Here is a 16,634-nt window from a genome sequence, read left to right as displayed (position 1 = left end):
ACGCTATTTGTCCGGGGTCTCCTCGGGCCGGTCGGCCGGCCCGTGGTCGCCGGGCGCGGCGTCGGCGCGGGGCCTGTCGACGACGGGCGCGACGGCGAGCGGCCGCTCCCTCGGCCCGGGCGGCTCGTCCTCCAGCTCCGGGTGCGGCCGGTCCCCGCGCAGGGTCGAGAAGACCGTCCACGCGACCGCCATGAGCGGGACCGCGATGATCGCGCCGAGGATGCCGGCCAGCACGGTGCCGGCGGTGACGCCGAGGCCGATGACCAGCGGGTGCAGGGCCACCTGCTTGCCCATGATGAGCGGCTGCAGCACGTGCCCCTCGAGCTGCCCGATGAGCGCGATGCCGATCGTGACGATGAGCGCGGTGACGATGCCGTTGGCCGCGAGCGCGACGACGGCCGCGATGATCATCGCCAGCGGCGCACCGATCAGCGGGATGAAGGCGCCGATGAAGACCAGCACGGCCAGCGGGGCCGCGAGCGGCACCCCGAGGATGGTCAGCAGGACGAACGCCAGGACGCCGTCGACGAAGGCGATGATCACGGTGCCGCGCGCGTAGCCCGAGAAGCTGTACCAGCCGGCGCCCGCCGCGGCCTGCCACCGGTTGCGGTGCTGCTCCGGGATCTGGCCGAGGAACCAGTGCCACATCTTGCCGCCGGACGCGACGAAGAAGACCGTGCAGAAGATCGCGAGGGCGAAGACGGCGAAGCCCTCGAACACCGAGCCCGCGCTCTGCGCGGCCTGGCTGACGAGCGAGTCGGCGTTGTCGGTGAGCCACTGCCGGCCCTGGTCGATCCACTCGTTGATCTGGTCGACCGTGACCGACAGGCCGAACGGCCCGCTCTCGAGGTACTGGAGGATCTGCTGCACGCCGGTGTCGAACTGGCCGGCGAGCTGCTCCCACTGCCCCGCCACCGACGCGACCACGTACGTGATGAGGCCCCCCAGCACCAGGAACGCGCTGAGGATCGCGAGCGCGGTGGCCAGCGGGCGCGGCATGACCTTGCCGTAGAAGTCCGCGACAGGGTTGAGCACCGAGGCGAACACCAGCCCCAGGAAGACGGCCACGAAGACCAGCTGCACCTGCACCGTCGCCCAGAACACGAGCGCGACCGCCGCGGTCAGGGCGATGAGCCGCCACGACCAGCCGGCCGACGTCCGCAGCCAGGCCGGCACGTTCTCCGTCGCCCGTTTCGCCACCCGTGGACCCCTCTCGTCGGCGTGTCACCCAGTGTGCCGCAGGACCTGGCACGACGCCGGGACACGGCGCGTGTCGCCGGCGCGGGTAGGATGAGCGTCAGACTTCCGGCGCGAGAGCGCCGGCGGGATCCGAATGAGACAGCGGATCGAGACGCCCCGTCGCTCCACACGGCGGGGCGTCTTGCTGTCCGGCGGCGCCCGGGCTCAGACGACCGTCTCGGTCACGGCGCCGTCCGGCGAGATCAGGACGAGGCGCGCGTCGGTCCGGGCCATGAGCCCGAGCAGGCCGGGCTGACGGGTCTCCACCACGATCACCGCGCCGCCCGACGGCGTGGTGCGCGCCACGGCGACCTCGACGACGCGCTCGACGCGGTGGCGTTCCGCGCCCGTGCCCGCGTCGAGCAGCACCAGCCGGGACGACGGGTCCTCGACGTCCGCGCCCACCAGCGCGGCGATCACGCCGCTGCCGGGTGCGAGCGGCGTCGCCGCCGAGCGCGGCCGCCCGACGTCGCACACGTCGGGCACGACCAGGCCCGACGCCGAGCTCGTGAGCACGCCGGCGCGGTGCACGCCCAAGGGGTAGACCGCGCCCCGCGGCTCGCCGTCGACCCGGAGCTGCCGCTGCGGCGTGCCCGCGGGCCTGCCCACCGGTGCCAGGAGCTCGTACGTGACCCCGCCGAGGGTGACGCCGGTGGCGGGTTCGACGCTCGGGTCCGACGCGGCGTCGGCCGACCCGACGTAGCAGCCCCACCGCTCGGCCTGGCGGGGCGTGAGCGGGGCCGCCGTCGTCCCGTCCAGCGGGACGGCGCGCACCAGGTCGGGACGCTCCTCGGGGAACCCGTCGTGCACCGAGACGTAGACGACCCCCTCGGTCGGGTCCACCGCGTCGCCGTCCTGCCACCAGTTCAGCTCGCCGTGCGGCAGGTCGAGCCCGGCGACGTCGTCGCCCTCGGCCACGACCGACCCGTGGCGCAGGTCCAGGACCCGCAGCCGCTGGTCGTCCCAGACGACGACGTGCTCGTCGCCCGCGCCCAGCGGGCGGGGCCGCCACCCAGCCGCACGGCGCCAGAGCCGCTCCCCGGTCGCGGTGTCGTACGCGGCCACCTCGGACTCGCCGAGGGTGTCGTAGGCGACGACGGCGACGTCGTGCCCGTCGAGCGTGCCGAATGCGATCGACGGGCGCGGCCACACGAGGTCGCCCCCGAGCCCGCCGCGGAACGGGCCGAACACCAGGAACGCGACGCCCGCGCCCAGCGCGAGCACGCCCAGCGTGGCCAGCAGGCCCCGCGCGTTCACCACGCGCTCGCGCGTCAGCACGACCTCCTCGACCGGCTTCACGATGCCCTCACCGCCACAGCCCCTGCGTACCCAGCACGGTGCGCACGCCGCCGACGACGAGCATCTCGAGACGGTCCTCGGCCCCCGGGTCGGGCGCGCGGGTCTCGACGACGACGCCCGACGGCGACACCGCGCACGGTCCGGACACCTCCTCGCACGGGTGGTCCGGGTCGTACCCGGTGGCGACGTCGTGGAGCTCCCGCCCGTCGGGCGCGGCGGCCTGCGGCGAGGTGTCGAGCACCAGCGACCAGCGCTCGCGCACCTCGGCGTCGACGGGGGCTGCGGCGTCCGTCCCCACGGGGAGGCCCACCACCTCCCCGTCCGCGGTGAGCGCGACGACCTGGTCCGTCGCGGCGTCGTACCCGTAGGCACCCTGCGACTCGAGCACCGGGGAGCCCAGCCCGGCGATCCCGTCGGGCCCGGCCACCCGGGCGCCGTCCGCGGCGTCGAGGATCACGAGGCCGCCCGCCACCATGACGTAGACCCGGCCGCCGCCCACGGCGAGGGGCGCCGTCGGGCCCTGCGGCCACCAGCGGTCGACGCTCACGTCCCAGAGCGGCTCGCCCGTCGCCGTCGAGACGGCGGTCGCGCGGCGGTCGTAGCCGGACCGGATCCAGTGCGGCAGCGCGAGCGGGTTGCGGTCCCCCTGCCGCTCGTAGGTGACGAGGGCGACCTCGGCCCCGTCCACCTCGCCGAACACGATCCGCTCGTCGACCCTGCTGGCCAACGGGTTGCTGAGCATCGCCCAGGTCAGCAGCCCGTAGAACAGCGCGATCGAGCTGCCCACCAGCGCCAGCGGCACCAGCACGTCCTTGGTGCGCCACCAGCGCGGGCGGTCGCCTCGACGTGTCGTCATCGGTCCCTCCTCACTCCTGGGTCGTCGGCCCGTCGGTGCGGGCCGGACCGCGGGTCAGAATGGCGTCGGCGTCTCGTACGAGAGGAGCTCGCCGAGCGGCTCGGGCTCGCGGTCGCCGCCGAGGGCGGCCGCGAGGTCGGGGAGCACGGCGCGGTCCCGCTCGGAGTGCCCGTCGAAGCAGATCGTCTCGCCGTCCCGGAAGGTCACCCACAGCTGTGGCCGGTCCCGCAGCTCCCCCTCCCACGCCTCCTGCCAGACCACGTAGCGCGCCTGCGCGTTCTCGTACGGCCAGGAGTAGCTGCCGCCGCGGTGGCGGATCGCGACGGCACCGCGCTCGAACAGGTGGACCGTCGCGTGCGGGTGGCTGAACGACGCCAGCAGCCCCGGGATCCCCAGCCACAGCGCGAGGCCGAGGAAGGCGAGCCCGGCGGCAGCGGACGCGATCGTCCCGACCACCGACCCGGCCGTGCTCGGCCCCGCTCCCGGGCTGCTCCACGGCGAGGCGGCCCACGCCATCGCGAGGAACGGCACGGGCGCGACGACGAGCGCGACGAGGGCCACGTTCATGGCACGGTCGTGCGACCGGTTCACCGGGTACGCGGCCCGGTGCTCGCCGAACCCGCGCTGCCCGGCGATGGCCAGCGCCGTCCGGCTCGGGGCGGTGTGCGACGTCATGGCCCGACGCTAGGGGGCCCCCGGTGGCCTCCCGGTCACGGCTTTCGCGTCACCTGTGACCGGGAGGGTCGCGCCCCGGTCCTAGCGTCGGCGAGTCGGTGACGCACCGAGAGGCGGACCGACCGACGAACCACGCGAGAGAGGACACCGGTCATGGGACTGTTCGGCAGGAGGAAGTCCGACGAGGAGCGCGTCGAGGACGCGATGCGGACGGCCGAGAGGATCGGCCAGGGCCGCGGCCTCACGGGCGGGCTGACGCGGCTCGTCATCGGCGCCGAGAACGCCGGCAAGATCCGGGACGCGGTGGAGGCCACCCGCACCGGTCAGGCGGCGATGGCGGGACCGGCGGTGGTGCCGGCGGGCTCGGACCTCCGCACGGCGACGGTCGTCGCGATCAGCGACACGGGGCAGACGGTCAACGGCAACCCGATCGTGATCCTCGAGCTCGGGCTGGAGGGTCGGTCGGTCACGCTGCGCACCATGGTGTCGCGCCTGCAGGTCCCGCGTGCCGGGGGCACCGTGCACGTGATGCGCAACCCGGCCGACGGCGCGCTGCTGTACGGGGGCCTCGCGTCCTGACCGGACCGGGCCGGCCGCGGCGGGCTCCCGCGCGAGCAGCGCCGTTAGGGTTTCGCTGTGACTGCGCAGACGGTACCGCGGGCCCGGGTGCTCGCCGAGGCGTGGCGCGAGCTCGGGGACGGCGTGGCTCCGCTGAGCAACGCGGCGGGTCTGCCCCTGGCGCGCACGACGAAGCTGGTCCTGGACCCGCTGGTCGTGCGCCCCGTGCAGCGGGCGCACCTGGGGCGGGCCCTGCTCGACGCCCCGGCCGCCCGGGACCTGCGGGAGCTGGTCCTGGCGGCGGGCGACGACCTGCGGGCGGCGGCCGCCTGGTTCGTGCTCATGAAGCAGGAGCGCCGGGCGCGCGGCATCACGACGGGCAACCCGCAGGACCTGTACTTCCAGCGCGCGTACGAGCTCGCGCACCGGCACGGGTACCCGGGGCAGGACGCTGCGACGGTGGCCGGCACGGAGGTCGACGACGTGCACGACGACGACCGCGTGACGGCCGCCGACCTCAAGGAGTACCTGACGACGCCGACCGTGGCCGACGCGGTGCGGCGCGTGATCGACGAGGCGTGGGAGCAGCGCGTGCCCGCCCCGGCGGCGGAGCCCGGCGCAGGGCCGGGCCCCGGCGAGCGGGTCACCGCGCTGCTCGAGGTCTGCGCCGTGGACGGGCGGGCCGAGCTCGCCGCCCTCGTCGCGGCCCAGGACGGTGCGGCGGCCGGGGCGAGGCTGCACACGCCGGGTGCCGCCCGAGCCCTGGGCATGTCGGAGCACGCCACCCCGCGTCCGCCCCAGGTGGGCGCGCACGCGTCGAAGTCCGCGCTGCCGGCGCCGTTCGACCGGTCGGTGCTCGAGCGGCTGTTCGGCGCGATCGCGGCCCTTCAGGTGGACGGGTCGGCGAGCCTGCACGAGGTCGTGACGACCGAGGCCCGGCGCAGCGCCGCGCCGTGGCAGCTGTCCGAGGAGGCGGACCGCGTGGTGATGACGGCGGGCGCCGCGGCCGGGCTGCTCGACGGCGGCACCGACGCCGCCCGCCGCCTCGAGGGCCGCTGGCGGCGCGAGGCGTTCGTCCGGCAGGCGCTGCGCCTGCCCGACGGCTCCGGCCCGGCCGACGGCGTCCGCGAGGCGTTCCTGCGTCGGCTGTGGGTCCGGCTGCAGGGGCGCGAGCTGCGCGGGGCGCCCCTGGCCGCCGACGGCGTGTGGGACCTGCTCGACGGTGCCATGCGTTCGGTGGTGCTCGACCGGCGCGACCGCCTCAAGGCGGGACTGGCCCGGACGGGCGCGAACCGGTCCGCACCGAACCGGTCCGCCCCGAACCCGCGCGGCTCCACCCCGCAGCCGCACCCGGCGCAGGGCGGCGTCGCGTGATCGCCCCGTGGCGCACCGCCGTCTTCGAGGGGGCGGGCGCCCTGCTGTGGTGGGACCTCGGCACCGGTGCGAGCGGCGTCGACGTGTGGGACGCGCCGCGTGCCGCCGCGTGGCTGGACGCGGTGCCGCGCCAGACGCTGCGACGTGCCGCCCTCGACGCGTGGCGCGAGGCCTGGTGGCCGGCGTCGCGCGTCGCCGGCGTCCCGCCCCTCGACCCGCGGGTGCTCGCGGCCCGGCGGGCGACGACCCTCGCGGCGCTCGACGGGGTCACCGACGACGACACGGCGGTCGAGCGCGTGCTGCGGGAGCTCGCCGCGCAGGTCGCGCGCCTCGGTCCGCTGGAGCACGCGGCGCCGCCCGCCGGCGCGGGGGACGAGCCGGCGGCGCTGGCCGAGCAGGTCCGGGAGCTGGCCGACGACTACGGTGTGGCCCTCGACGCGACGGTGGCTCCCCCCGAGCCGGCGCAGGAGGACTACGCGCTGGCCGCGCGCGGTGGGCCCGCCGACGGCGGCGCCCCGCTCCTCGAGGGCAGCGACCCCGTGGACCCGGGTGCCGTCCCGCAGGGCGTCGTGGACCCGTGGGCGCGGGTCACGTGGCGGGTGCGGCTGTCGATGACCCTCGAGGTCACCGTGCCCGCCGCGCCGGGGGCCGGCACCCGGCTCCCGGTCGCGCCGTCCGCGGTCGCGCTCCCGGCGGAGGGCGACGCCGCGCAGGTCGCGCCGGACGACGGGGCGGGACGGCTCCTGGTGCCGCTGCAGCTCCGGGGCGACGTCTGGCGCGGCGAGGCCCCCGTCGGCCCGACGGTCCTGACGCGGCGTCCGCGGCTCGGGCTGCGGGTGCCCGGCTTCACCCCCGTCCCGGGCGTGGACGCGGCGCAGCTGGTCGCGATCGCGCGCGAGGTGGGGCCGTGAGCGACGACGTGAACGCGCTGGCCGCGCGGATGACCGAGGCGTACGAGCGCGGCGGCTACGCGGCCGCCGAGCCGTACGCCGAGCGGATCCTCGCGAAGGTCGACCGCTGGTACCTGCGCTCCCACCCCGACGCGCTGTATCTGCGCGCCCACGTCCGGCACGCGCTGTCCCAGGCCGCGAACGACCGGGGCGACCACGCGGCCGCCCGCCGGCACGTCGCCGACGGGCTCAAGGCGGCGGCCGCCGTGGCCCGGCTGCGCGACGGCCGCGCCGCGTTCGAGACCGTCATGCTGCTCATGGCGCGTGCCGAGCTGCACCTGGGCGCGGGCGACGGCGCGGCGGCGGTCGCCGACTACGACGCCGCCCTCGAGGTCGACGACCCGCTGGGCCACCCGATGTGGGCCGAGGCGCAGGTCCACCTGCGCCTCGGGCGCGGCTGGACGCGGCAGCACGCCGGCGAGCTCGACCTGGCCGAGGCCGACGTCCGCGCGGGCCTCGACCTCGCCTCGGAGCACGAGCCCCGGCTCGTGTCGCTGTGCCTGGACCGCCTCGCGATGATCCGCCGCCTGGCCGGTGCGACGGGCGCCGCGGAGCATCACGTCCTGGCCGCCGAGGCGGTCGCCGCCACCCAGCCCCTGGACGCCGCCCGCCGTGGCGAGCGCGCCCGCCACGCGGCGTCGCTGGCCCTGGAGAAGGGCGACGCCGACAGCGCCGAACGGCACCTCGACGAGGCGGAGCAGGCGTTCGGTGAGGTGGGGAACCGGCGCCAGGCGGCGGGCCTCGCCGCCGCACGCGCCGAGGTGCTGCGCCTGCGCCACGACACCGACGGCGCGATCCGCGAGGCCCGTCGCGCCGCCGAACGCTGTCGCGCCGACGGCGAGCAGGTCGGCGAGGTGGAGGCGTTCACGGTGCTGGGCCTCGCGCTCGACGACGCCGGACGGCCCGAGGACGCCCTCGCGGCGCACGACCGCGCCCGGGCCCTCGTGACGGAGCCGGTCGAGCTGGTCCGTGTCGACGTGCGCCGCGCGGTGGCCGCGTACAACGCCTTCGTGCGCCGCGCGAACGAGCTCCGTGCGGGCGGCACGGGCGACGGCGCCAGCGGCGGCACCGAAACCGCCGCGGCGCTGGAACGGGCCGTCGACATCGCCGTCCCGTGCGCGCTGGCCGCCGACGCGATCCGTTTCGGCATGCCCGCCGGCGACTTCCGCGAGTCGTGGACGGCCCGGGTGGCACGGCCGGTGGTCGACTCCGCGCTGCAGATGCTCACCGTGGCCGGCCGCGCCGACGAGATCCTCGACCTGCTGGAGCACGTCGCCGGGAGTGCCGCGCTCGAGCCCCTCGACGGCGGCGCGGGCGACGCAGGGGACGCGGGGACCGGGCCGGGCGACGGCCGGCTCGACCTGCTCGCCACCCCGCCGCGCGTGCGGTCGATGCCCGACGACGACAGCCCGCTGGAGTGGGCGGCGCGCGCCGTCCGGGACCGGTACGGGTTCGACGCCCGCTCGCCGGAGGTGGTGGACGCATGGTGAGCCTGACCGTCCCGGGAGTGCAGGACGTCGCCGAGGACGCCGGTCCGCGGCCGACCGTCCAGGTCAAGTACGTGGACACGAACGAGGGCGGGCTCTGGGTCACCTGGCGCTGGGAGCACGCGCTGGACCGGCCGCGCCTCTGGGGCGTCCAGCCGCCCCAGGTCGCGGGCGCGCTCGCCGCGCTCCGGCCTGCGGTGCCCGAGCCGGTGGGCGGCGAGTCCGTGCGCGACGCGATGCTGCGCTCGTGGCGCGTGCTGGGCGACGTCGACCGGGAGAAGGAGGTGGCGTGGGCACTGGCCGGCGCGCTGCTCCCGCAGCCCCTGGGCGCGGAGCTCAACCACTTCCTCGAGAGGGGCCTGCGCCCGCACCTGCGCATCCAGGCGTCGGCCGCGCTCGCCGCCGTCCCGTGGGAGGCGCTGCGCGTCGACGAGGGCGAGCGCGTCGTGCACCTCGCCGACGTGTCGATGCTGCTCCCGGCGTCGGTCCGCAACGCGCGGTCCCGCACCGTCACGCCGCCGCGCCCCGGCGGCCCCGTGGTCGCGACGGTGAACCCGGTGGTGCCGGGCGCCCTCGACGGGCTCGGGCCGGTGACGCGCCGGTCCGAGCCGCTCGTGGAGCAGATGCTGGCCGGTCTCGGGGACCGGCTCCGAGGTTCGACACCCGAAGGCCCGGTCCGCTCGCTGGTGAACCGCGATCAGCTCCGAGCACTGCTGGCCGACGCGGGCCGCTTCCTGTACGTGGGGCACGTCACCGGCGGCCCGTACGGGCTCGCGTCGAGCCTGCACCTCACCGACGGGCCCGAGGCGCAGGGCCGGGCGGCGCTCGTCGGGGGCACGCACCGTCCCCTGCAGGCGGCCGACGTCGCGCTCGAGGGCTGGGTGGTGCCGTCGCGCGTCGCGCTCGTCGCCTGCGCGTCGGGCGGCGACGCCGGCTACGCGGACCCGGCGGGCCTGGTGGCGGCGTTCGCGTCGCGCGGCGCCGAGCACGTCACGGCGGCCCGGTGGACCCTGCCCACGGACGTGGGCATCGAGATGCTCGCGGCGTCGTCGGGACCCGGCTCGACAGGGACCTCCGCGCCCTGCGAGAACCTCGCCCGCGCCGTCGTCGCCGTGGACACCGCGCACGAGGCCGACGACCCCGTCGCGGCCCTGGGCGCCTGGCAGCGCGAGCAGGCCGACGCGTGGGAGCGCACCGGCGATCCCGCGTACTCCCCCGTCGTCTGGGCGGCCCTCACGACCGCGTGGGGCTGACGCCGGCGCACCGCCACGGACGCACGAAGGGCCCCTCACCCGCAGGTGAGGGGCCCTTCGTGATCTGTGGTGTCCGGAGGGGGACTTGAACCCCCACGCCCGATAAAGGGCACTAGCACCTCAAGCTAGCGCGTCTGCCATTCCGCCACCCGGACGAGTGGACCTCGACAGCGCCTCGGCGCCGTCTCGGTGCGGGGAAAAACATAGCACGGCGGGGGCGGGCTCTCGCAAACCGCGACAGCCGCGCGCTGGTCACGGGCCCGCGCGTCGGTGCCGCCGTGTAGCGTCCTGCCCGGCCCGGACCAACCGGTCAAGGGTGAGGAACGGGACGAGCGGCGGCGAACCGGCCGTCGAGGACGGGAGCGCCGCAGGTCATGATGGGTGGGCACCACGCCGCGTCGGGAGCGGCCGCCTGGGTCGCGGTCACGTCGACGGCGCCGTTCGCGTTCGGCTGGCACCCGGTCTCCGAGGTCGGGGTGATGACCGGCGCGCTGGTCTGCGCGGGCGCCGCGCTGCTGCCCGACGCCGACCACCACAGCGGCACCATCGCGCACTCGCTGCCGCCCGTCTCCGAGGGCGTGACCAAGCTCGTCGCGGCCGTCTCCGGCGGCCACCGCAACGGCACCCATTCCTTCCTCGGCATCGCCGTCTTCACTGCGATCGCCTGGGCGATGGGCATGGTGTCGATCACCACCGAGCAGCTCGGCACGGTCCTGGTCGGGCCGGGGATCATGGCCGTGCTGCTCATCTCGTTCGCGCTGCGCGCGTGGAAGGTGACCGGCGGGCGCCGCTGGTGGAACTGGACGCTGTCCGTGCTCCTGGCCGGCTGCGTGGCCGTCTTCGCGCCCGAGGAGTGGAACTGGATGCCCTGGGCCGTGGCCCTCGGGTGCGCCGTGCACGTGCTCGGCGACCTGCTCACCACCCGCGGCGTGCCCCTGCTGTGGCCGCTGAAGTTCCGCTCGCCGTACTGGGTGCGCCGCTACCGCGTGCTGCCGTTCGACGACGTGTGGCGCGACGGCGGCAACCTCTCGCTGCCGGTCCTCGGCGATGCCGGTTCCTGGCGGGAGTGGGTCGTCATGACGCCGGTCAGCCTCTACGCCGTCGTCGGCGTCGCCTGGGCGGCCCTGGGACAGATGGGCTTCGACACGCAGCCGGTGTGGGACCAGGTCACGGCCTGGGCGGGCACGATCGGCGGCTGACCGACGCGCCCCGGCGTCACCGCGCCAGGGCGGCGCGCAGCCGGCGGTCCTCCTCCGCGGCCCCCGGCAGCTCCAGGCGCGGGTCGTCGACGGTGCGGCCGGCCAGCACGGCGTCGAGGTAGCGGCGGTCCGCGTCGAGGCGGCCCGCCGGGTCCGCCGTCGGCGTCCCGTGACCGGGCACGACGACGGCGCACCGGGCCGCGAACCCCGCGAGCAGGTCCAGCCCGGCGAGGTAGCGCTCGACGTCGCGCACCGCGGCCGGTCCGTCCGCGGCGTCGCCTGTGACCTCGCTCGTGATCTCGTCGAACGGGAGCGGGAGCTCGACGTCGCTGAGCACGTCGCCCGCCACGAGCACGCGGCTGCGCGGCAGCCAGAGCGCGCCGTGCCCGGGCGCGTGGCCGTCGTGCACCACGAGCTCGGTGGGTGGCAGGACGCCGTCCGGGTCGGGGACGCCGCGCTCGGCCGCCGGGACCGGGGCGACGCGCCCGAGGAGGTCGAGCACCTCGGCCGGGTGCGCGGCTCCCCCGTACCGCGCGACGTCGGCGCGCGCCTCCGCCAGCAGCCGCGGACGCTCCCGCCGCGCGACACGCGCTGCCCGCGCCGTCGCCCAGCGCGGCACGTCGAGGCCGAGACGCGGGTGCCACAGCAGGTGGTCGTGATGGGCGTGCGTCGCGAACCCGGCGGCGAGCCGCCCGCCCCGGGCGCCCACCTCGTCGGCGGCCGCCACGAGCTCGTCGGGCTCCCAGGCCGGGTCGACCAGGAGCGCCGGGCGCCGGCCGTCGACAGCCGCGCCCCCGGGCGCGAGCACCAGGGTGGTGGTGGTCTGCAGCCGCCGGGCGGTGCGGACCAGGACGTCCTCGACCCCGCGCGACCCACCGGCCACCGGCACGAACCCCATGCCCGCACCCTACGGACACGACCTCCGGGTGCGGGCCGGGGACTTAATCCGTGGACCGCCGCGGCGCCCGTCTGCCATGCTCCCCGCAGGCGGCACGCGATCGGCGCGGGCCCGCACGCGAAGGAGGGCAGATCGATGGACGACGTCGTCGCGCGCGCCCTCCCGGAGACCTCCCGGCGGGCGGACACCACCCGATCCTGAGGGGCCGTGCTCGAGCTCCTCGACCTGAGCAGGAGTCTCGCGTGCACCAGCACACCCCTTCCCTTTCGTCCCCCTTCACCGCCTTCTCGGCCGACGCGGGCGGCGACCTCCCCGTGGAGCCCGGCCCCGACCAGCGGTGGTCCACCTGGACCTCCGTCACCAAGGGCCAGCGCGGCCCCGAGCCCCGCCCCGACTGGGTGGTCACCGCCGACGCCGCGCTCGACACCGAGCTCGGCGTGCTCAAGACCGGCAAGGAGGCGGACGTCTTCCTCGTCGAGCGCGCCGTGCCCGACGACCCGACCCGTCGCAGCCTGCTGGCCGCCAAGCGGTACCGCGGCCGCGACCACCGCCAGTTCCACCGCGACGGCGAGTACACCGACGGGCGGCGCGTGCGCCGCACCCGCGACCAGCGCGCCGTCGAGGACCGCAAGTCCTCGTGGGGCCGGGCCGTCGCCGCGACCCAGTGGGCGGACGCCGAGTTCCTCGCCCTGTCCCGGCTGTGGGACGCCGGCGCGCCCGTGCCCTACCCCGTGCAGATCGACGGCACCGAGCTGCTGCTCGAGTTCGTCGGGCGGGAGTCGGCGGACGGCACGGTCGAGGCCGCGCCGCGCCTCGCCCGCACCCGGCCCGACAAGACGCTCCTCGCGGACTGGTTCGAGCAGCTGCGGCACGGGATGGGCGTCATCGCGCGCCTCGGGTGGGCGCACGGCGACCTGTCGCCGTACAACATCCTCGTCGACGGCCTCGGCGGGGACGGCACGCCCGACGACGGCGGGCGCCTCGTGATCATCGACCTGCCCCAGGTCGTGGACCTCGTGGCCAACCCGTTCGGCGCAGACCTGCTGCACCGCGACTGCCGGAACGTGTGCACCTGGTTCGCGTCCCGCGGTCTCGAGGTCGATCCCGACGAGCTGTTCGCGGACGTCTTCGCGCAGGCCTGGTGAGGCCCCTGAGCGCCGACGATGCCACCGGGCTACCGTGATCGGATGGCGGATCCGACGGGCTCGTACGACGGCGAGGCGCTCGCCTCCTTCCTCGCGGACCTGGGCCTGGTGCTCGGCGCGGAGGACCTCGAGGCGGTCACCGACCGCTACGACCTGCCCGCCCTGCTCGTCGGCCAGGAGGGCTCGACCGTCCTCGCGTCCCCCGAGGACGTGCTCGACGTGTCGAGGCAGCGCCCGGCGGCCTCGCGGGTGCGCGAGGCCGTCGCGGTGCTGCCCGAGCTGGTGGCCGTCGAGGAGGCCGGCTGGGCGCTGCTCTGGATCGAGGTCCGCTGGTCCTACCGGGACGAGCTCGCAGCCGAGATCGCCGAGGAGCGGTGCCGCTACCTGCTGCGGCGCGGCCGCGGGACCTTCGAGGTCTGCGTCGTCGCGCCCCTGGACTGACTCCCCGCCCCTTCCCTCGAGCGTCCGCGCATGGTTGTATATAAGCGTCCGCTTATATCAAGGAGGTCCGCCATGACCATCACCATCGACCCGGTCGCCACCGCGGGGCTCGTGGCGCGGGAGATCCGCGCCGGCGAGCGTGACGGGGTGCCCACGAAGATCGCCGTCGCCCGGCGCGCCTACGCCACGGACCGCGACGACCTGTGGGACGCCGTCACCTCCGCCGCACGCATCCCCCGCTGGTTCCTGCCCGTCAGCGGTGACCTGAGCGTCGGCGGGCGCTATCAGCTCGAGGGGAACGCCGGGGGCACCGTCGAGCGCTGCGACGCCCCCGCGAGCTTCGCCGTCACCTGGGAGTTCGGCGGCTCCGTCTCGTGGCTGACCGTCGCCCTGACGGAGGACGGCGACAGCAGCGTCCTCGAGCTCGTGCACGAGGCCGTCGTCCCCCAGGAGCTGTGGGACCAGTACGGCCCCGGCGCCACCGGCGTCGGCTGGGACCTGGGGCTCGTCGGGCTGGGGCTGCACCTCGCGGACCCGTCCGGCGCGGTCGACCCGAAGGCGGCGGAGGCCTGGTCGCTCTCGCCCGAGGGCGTCGAGTTCTCCCGGCTCGCCGCCGCCGGCTGGGCCGACGCCGCGATCGCCGCGGGGGACGACCCGGGCGCCGCCCGCGCCGCGGCCGAGCGCACCGTCGCCTTCTACACCACGGTGCCGGAGGCCTGATGCCGGGCGCCGCGGCGTCGGCAGGAGCGACAGCCGAGACCCCGGGACGCGAGCCGGCCGCGCCGCGGGGCCCCTTCGAGGCCCTGGGCGACCCCGTCCGGCGTCGCCTGCTCGAGCTGCTCGCCGCCGGCGAGCGGCCCGCGGGCGTGCTCGTCGACGCGCTGCGCGCGGAGACCCGCATCTCGCAGCCGGCCGTCTCGCAGCACCTGCGGGTGCTGCGGGACGCGCGCCTCGTCACCGTGCGCGCCGAGGGGACGCGCCGCCTCTACGCCGTCGACGACGCCGGGCTCGACGTCGTGCGCCTGTGGCTGGCCCGCTTCGGCGACCCGTTCGCCCAGCCTCTCGACGCCCTCGAGACCGAGGTCGCCCGCGGTCGACGCGCGCGGCGTCGCGCGACCGGCGCGGACGGCGCGGCCGGCGCCGCGAGCGCCGCCGGCTGACCCCCGTCCGGTCAGGCGGTCGCGGCCCCGTCCGGCCCGGCCGCCGGGAGCGCCGCCCGGTGGCGCGGCTCGCGGTACGCCTTGGGCAGCTTGAGGTGGCGCTCGGCCATGATGCCGCGCAGCACGTCCGGGGCGTCCGTGATGAGGCCGTCCACCCCCAGGTCCAGCAGGGTCTCGATCGTGGCGGGGTCGTCCACGGTCCAGGGCACCACCCGCATGCCCGCGTCGTGGGCGGCGTCGACCAGCTCCGCCGTGGTGAAGGGCACGTACCCCGGGTCCTCGACGCCGCCGCCCTGCGGGTCGCCGTGCACGGGCGAGACGGCGTCCGCGCCGAACGACGCGGCCGCGGCGACGAAGCGCTCCTGGAGCGAGCCGTCGAAGTCGTCGATGTCGAGGCCCCCGAGCCACGGGGAGGCCCCCGGCTGCCCCTGCTGCAGGAACTGCTGGCCGTTGGTGAGGGCCACGAGCGGCAGCCGCGGCTCGACCTCGCTCATCCGCATCAGCGCGCCCCAGTCGAAGCTCTGGATCGTCACCTGGTCGACCAGCCGCGCGCGGCGCACCTCCCGCGCGACGACCTGCACGAACTCCTCGCGGGGCGCGGTCTGCTCGGGGGCGCCCGCCTCGACCTTGGTCTCGACGTTCAGCGTGACCTGGCGTGCCCGGTAGTCGTGCACGAGGCCGAAGACCTCCGACAGCAGCGGGATGCGCTCGCCCGGGTGCAGCTCCTGCCCCGGGAACTGCGGCTGGCGCAGGGAGCCGCAGTCGATCGTGCGGACCTGGGCGAGCGTGAGGTCCTTGACGTACGTGGTGCCGGGCACGTACGGGTACTCCGGGTCCCCGGGGAACGCGGGTGCGGTGTCCACGCACTTGGCGGGGCTGAGGTCGCGGTCGTGGGTCACCACGGCGTGCCCGTCGGCGGTGATCTGCACGTCCAGCTCGAGGGTGCTCACCCCGAGCTCGAGGGCGTTCGCGAACGCGGGCAGCGTGTTCTCCACGGTCATCGCCACGCCGCCCCGGTGGGCCTGCAGGTCGAAGGCGCGCGGGTTCCCGTGCCCGGGGCCCTGTCCATGCACCTGTCCCTGTCCCTGTCCATGGCCCTGGCCCGCGACGGCGGTCGCTGCCCCCGGGACGAGGAGGGCGGCGGCGGCGAGGGCGCTGACGACGGCGGGGGCGACGGCTCGGCGGAGGCGCATGCGTCGAGCCTGCGCGCCCCGGGTGACCCGCCGGTGGACGCGTGTCGGCGTGGCGCCGACGGGCCGGTGAACTCACCGGGGGCGGCCGGCAGGTCCCGAGGGCGTCACCGGAAGTCCCGGGACCGGGTGGCCACGGGCAGCCGCAGCGGCGCGAGGTGCTCCGCGAGCAGGTTGACCGCCCCGTCGGCGCTCTCGACCCTGCCGCGGACCACCATCGCGGGGGCGCCGCGCGCCACCGTCCGGAAGCGGCGCCACAGCCCCGCCGTGCAGATGACGTTGAGCAGCCCCGTCTCGTCCTCCAGCGACAGGAACGTCACGCCGCCCGCCGTGCCCGGGCGCTGCCGGTGCGTCACGACGCCGCCCACCGCGACCCGGCGGCCCGGCTCGGTGGCGCACACCCCGGCGACGGTGAGCACCCCCGCCTTCTCCAGTCCCTCGCGCACGTGCTCCAGCGGCGACGTCGAGCCGGGCGTGATGCCGGTGGCCCAGGCGTCGGCGACGTCCGTCTCGACCGGCGTCATGCCCGGCAGCGTCGGGGCGTCGACCCCGACGGACACGCCCGGCAGGGTGCCCGGCCCCTCCTGGCCGAGCGCCCCCGCGGCCCACAGCGCCTCGCGGCGCCCGGCGCCCAGGCCCTCGGTGGCGCCCGCGGTGGCGAGCGCCTCCAGCTGGGCGGTGCTAAGGCCGACCCGGCGGGCCAGGTCGCGCAGGTCGCGGAACGGGCCGTGCTCGGTCCGCTCGGCGACCATCTGCTCGGCCAGGTCGTCGCCGATGCCGCGCACCGCGCTCAGCCCGAGCCGCACCGCGAGCGCCGGGTCGGGCGCCGGCCCGAAGCCGCCGTCCTCGCGGGATGGGTTCGGGGAGTCGTCGAGCGAGAGCCGAGGGAGCGCAGCGACCGAATCATTCG

Annotated in this window: 17 protein-coding genes and 1 tRNA gene; 10 read left to right on the top strand and 8 right to left on the bottom strand. The window is 76.6% G+C overall.

What is annotated here, in order from left to right:
- Positions 1-3: 3 nt before the first annotated feature.
- From ACFUVW_RS04355 to ACFUVW_RS04340, 4 genes are all read right to left on the bottom strand, one after another.
- Positions 4-1,200 (bottom strand): AI-2E family transporter, encoded by a 1,197-nt coding sequence (locus ACFUVW_RS04355; protein ID WP_430570130.1) that lies wholly within the window; start codon positions 1,198-1,200, stop codon positions 4-6.
- 204 nt (positions 1,201-1,404) lie between these two features.
- Complete coding sequence (locus ACFUVW_RS04350; RefSeq protein ID WP_430570129.1) at positions 1,405-2,538, bottom strand: hypothetical protein; 1,134 nt, start codon at positions 2,536-2,538, stop codon at positions 1,405-1,407.
- A gap of 7 nt (positions 2,539-2,545) precedes the next feature.
- Positions 2,546-3,394 (bottom strand): PA2928 family protein, encoded by an 849-nt coding sequence (locus tag ACFUVW_RS04345; RefSeq protein WP_430570128.1) that lies wholly within the window; start codon positions 3,392-3,394, stop codon positions 2,546-2,548.
- Between the two features lie 54 nt (positions 3,395-3,448).
- Entirely contained in the window at positions 3,449-4,069 is a 621-nt protein-coding gene (locus ACFUVW_RS04340) for a hypothetical protein (RefSeq protein WP_430570127.1), read from the bottom strand.
- 153 nt (positions 4,070-4,222) lie between these two features.
- Here ACFUVW_RS04340 and ACFUVW_RS04335 point away from each other — a divergent pair, with 153 nt between their 5' ends.
- From ACFUVW_RS04335 to ACFUVW_RS04315, 5 genes are read left to right on the top strand one after another with little or no spacing between them, the layout of a single operon-like run.
- Positions 4,223-4,648: a hypothetical protein gene (locus tag ACFUVW_RS04335; protein WP_430570126.1), complete on the top strand. Its 426-nt coding sequence runs from the start codon at positions 4,223-4,225 to the stop codon at positions 4,646-4,648.
- Between the two features lie 57 nt (positions 4,649-4,705).
- On the top strand, positions 4,706-6,001 hold the full coding sequence (locus ACFUVW_RS04330; RefSeq protein WP_430570125.1) for a hypothetical protein: 1,296 nt from the start codon (positions 4,706-4,708) through the stop codon (positions 5,999-6,001).
- Entirely contained in the window at positions 5,998-6,912 is a 915-nt protein-coding gene (locus ACFUVW_RS04325) for a hypothetical protein (protein WP_430570124.1), read from the top strand. Before ACFUVW_RS04330 ends, ACFUVW_RS04325 begins: the two co-directional genes overlap by 4 nt.
- The gene (locus ACFUVW_RS04320) at positions 6,909-8,441 is read left to right on the top strand and encodes a hypothetical protein (RefSeq protein ID WP_430570123.1); all 1,533 of its coding nucleotides are present in this window, start codon (positions 6,909-6,911) and stop codon (positions 8,439-8,441) included. The genes ACFUVW_RS04325 and ACFUVW_RS04320 overlap by 4 nt, the downstream gene beginning before the upstream one ends.
- Positions 8,435-9,691: a CHAT domain-containing protein gene (locus ACFUVW_RS04315; protein ID WP_430570122.1), complete on the top strand. Its 1,257-nt coding sequence runs from the start codon at positions 8,435-8,437 to the stop codon at positions 9,689-9,691. The genes ACFUVW_RS04320 and ACFUVW_RS04315 overlap by 7 nt, the downstream gene beginning before the upstream one ends.
- A gap of 67 nt (positions 9,692-9,758) precedes the next feature.
- Here ACFUVW_RS04315 and ACFUVW_RS04310 read toward each other — a convergent pair.
- Positions 9,759-9,846, bottom strand: a tRNA-Leu gene (locus ACFUVW_RS04310).
- A gap of 219 nt (positions 9,847-10,065) precedes the next feature.
- Between ACFUVW_RS04310 and ACFUVW_RS04305 the strand changes: the two genes are divergently transcribed.
- Entirely contained in the window at positions 10,066-10,890 is an 825-nt protein-coding gene (locus ACFUVW_RS04305; protein WP_430570121.1) for a metal-dependent hydrolase, read from the top strand.
- Between the two features lie 16 nt (positions 10,891-10,906).
- Here the strand turns inward: ACFUVW_RS04305 and ACFUVW_RS04300 are convergent, their stop codons facing one another.
- A complete protein-coding gene (locus ACFUVW_RS04300; protein WP_430570120.1) occupies positions 10,907-11,788 on the bottom strand; it encodes an MBL fold metallo-hydrolase in 882 nt (293 codons plus the stop codon).
- 242 nt (positions 11,789-12,030) lie between these two features.
- On the opposite strand from ACFUVW_RS04300, the gene ACFUVW_RS04295 reads away from it, so the two are divergent.
- The 4 genes from ACFUVW_RS04295 to ACFUVW_RS04280 all read left to right on the top strand — a co-directional run bounded on the left by ACFUVW_RS04295 (position 12,031) and on the right by ACFUVW_RS04280 (position 14,534).
- Complete coding sequence (locus tag ACFUVW_RS04295; RefSeq protein ID WP_430570119.1) at positions 12,031-12,933, top strand: serine protein kinase RIO; 903 nt, start codon at positions 12,031-12,033, stop codon at positions 12,931-12,933.
- 42 nt (positions 12,934-12,975) lie between these two features.
- Entirely contained in the window at positions 12,976-13,374 is a 399-nt protein-coding gene (locus ACFUVW_RS04290) for a hypothetical protein (protein ID WP_430570118.1), read from the top strand.
- Positions 13,375-13,446: 72 nt separating this feature from the next.
- Entirely contained in the window at positions 13,447-14,094 is a 648-nt protein-coding gene (locus ACFUVW_RS04285; protein ID WP_430570117.1) for an SRPBCC domain-containing protein, read from the top strand.
- Positions 14,094-14,534: an ArsR/SmtB family transcription factor gene (locus ACFUVW_RS04280; RefSeq protein ID WP_430570116.1), complete on the top strand. Its 441-nt coding sequence runs from the start codon at positions 14,094-14,096 to the stop codon at positions 14,532-14,534. The genes ACFUVW_RS04285 and ACFUVW_RS04280 overlap by 1 nt, the downstream gene beginning before the upstream one ends.
- Positions 14,535-14,545: 11 nt before the next feature.
- On the opposite strand, the gene ACFUVW_RS04275 is transcribed toward ACFUVW_RS04280, so the two are convergent.
- The gene (locus ACFUVW_RS04275; RefSeq protein ID WP_430570115.1) at positions 14,546-15,727 is read right to left on the bottom strand and encodes a glycerophosphodiester phosphodiesterase family protein; all 1,182 of its coding nucleotides are present in this window, start codon (positions 15,725-15,727) and stop codon (positions 14,546-14,548) included.
- A gap of 104 nt (positions 15,728-15,831) precedes the next feature.
- Positions 15,832-16,634, bottom strand: an 803-nt coding sequence (locus tag ACFUVW_RS04270) for a helix-hairpin-helix domain-containing protein (protein WP_430570114.1), incomplete at its 5' end; no start/stop codon positions are given.

The sequence above is a fragment of the Isoptericola sp. NPDC057391 genome, from assembly GCF_042668085.1.
In the GTDB taxonomy this organism is placed as follows: domain Bacteria; phylum Actinomycetota; class Actinomycetes; order Actinomycetales; family Cellulomonadaceae; genus Isoptericola.
Note: the sequence above shows the minus strand (reverse complement) of the source record. Positions and strands in the feature narration are given on the sequence as shown.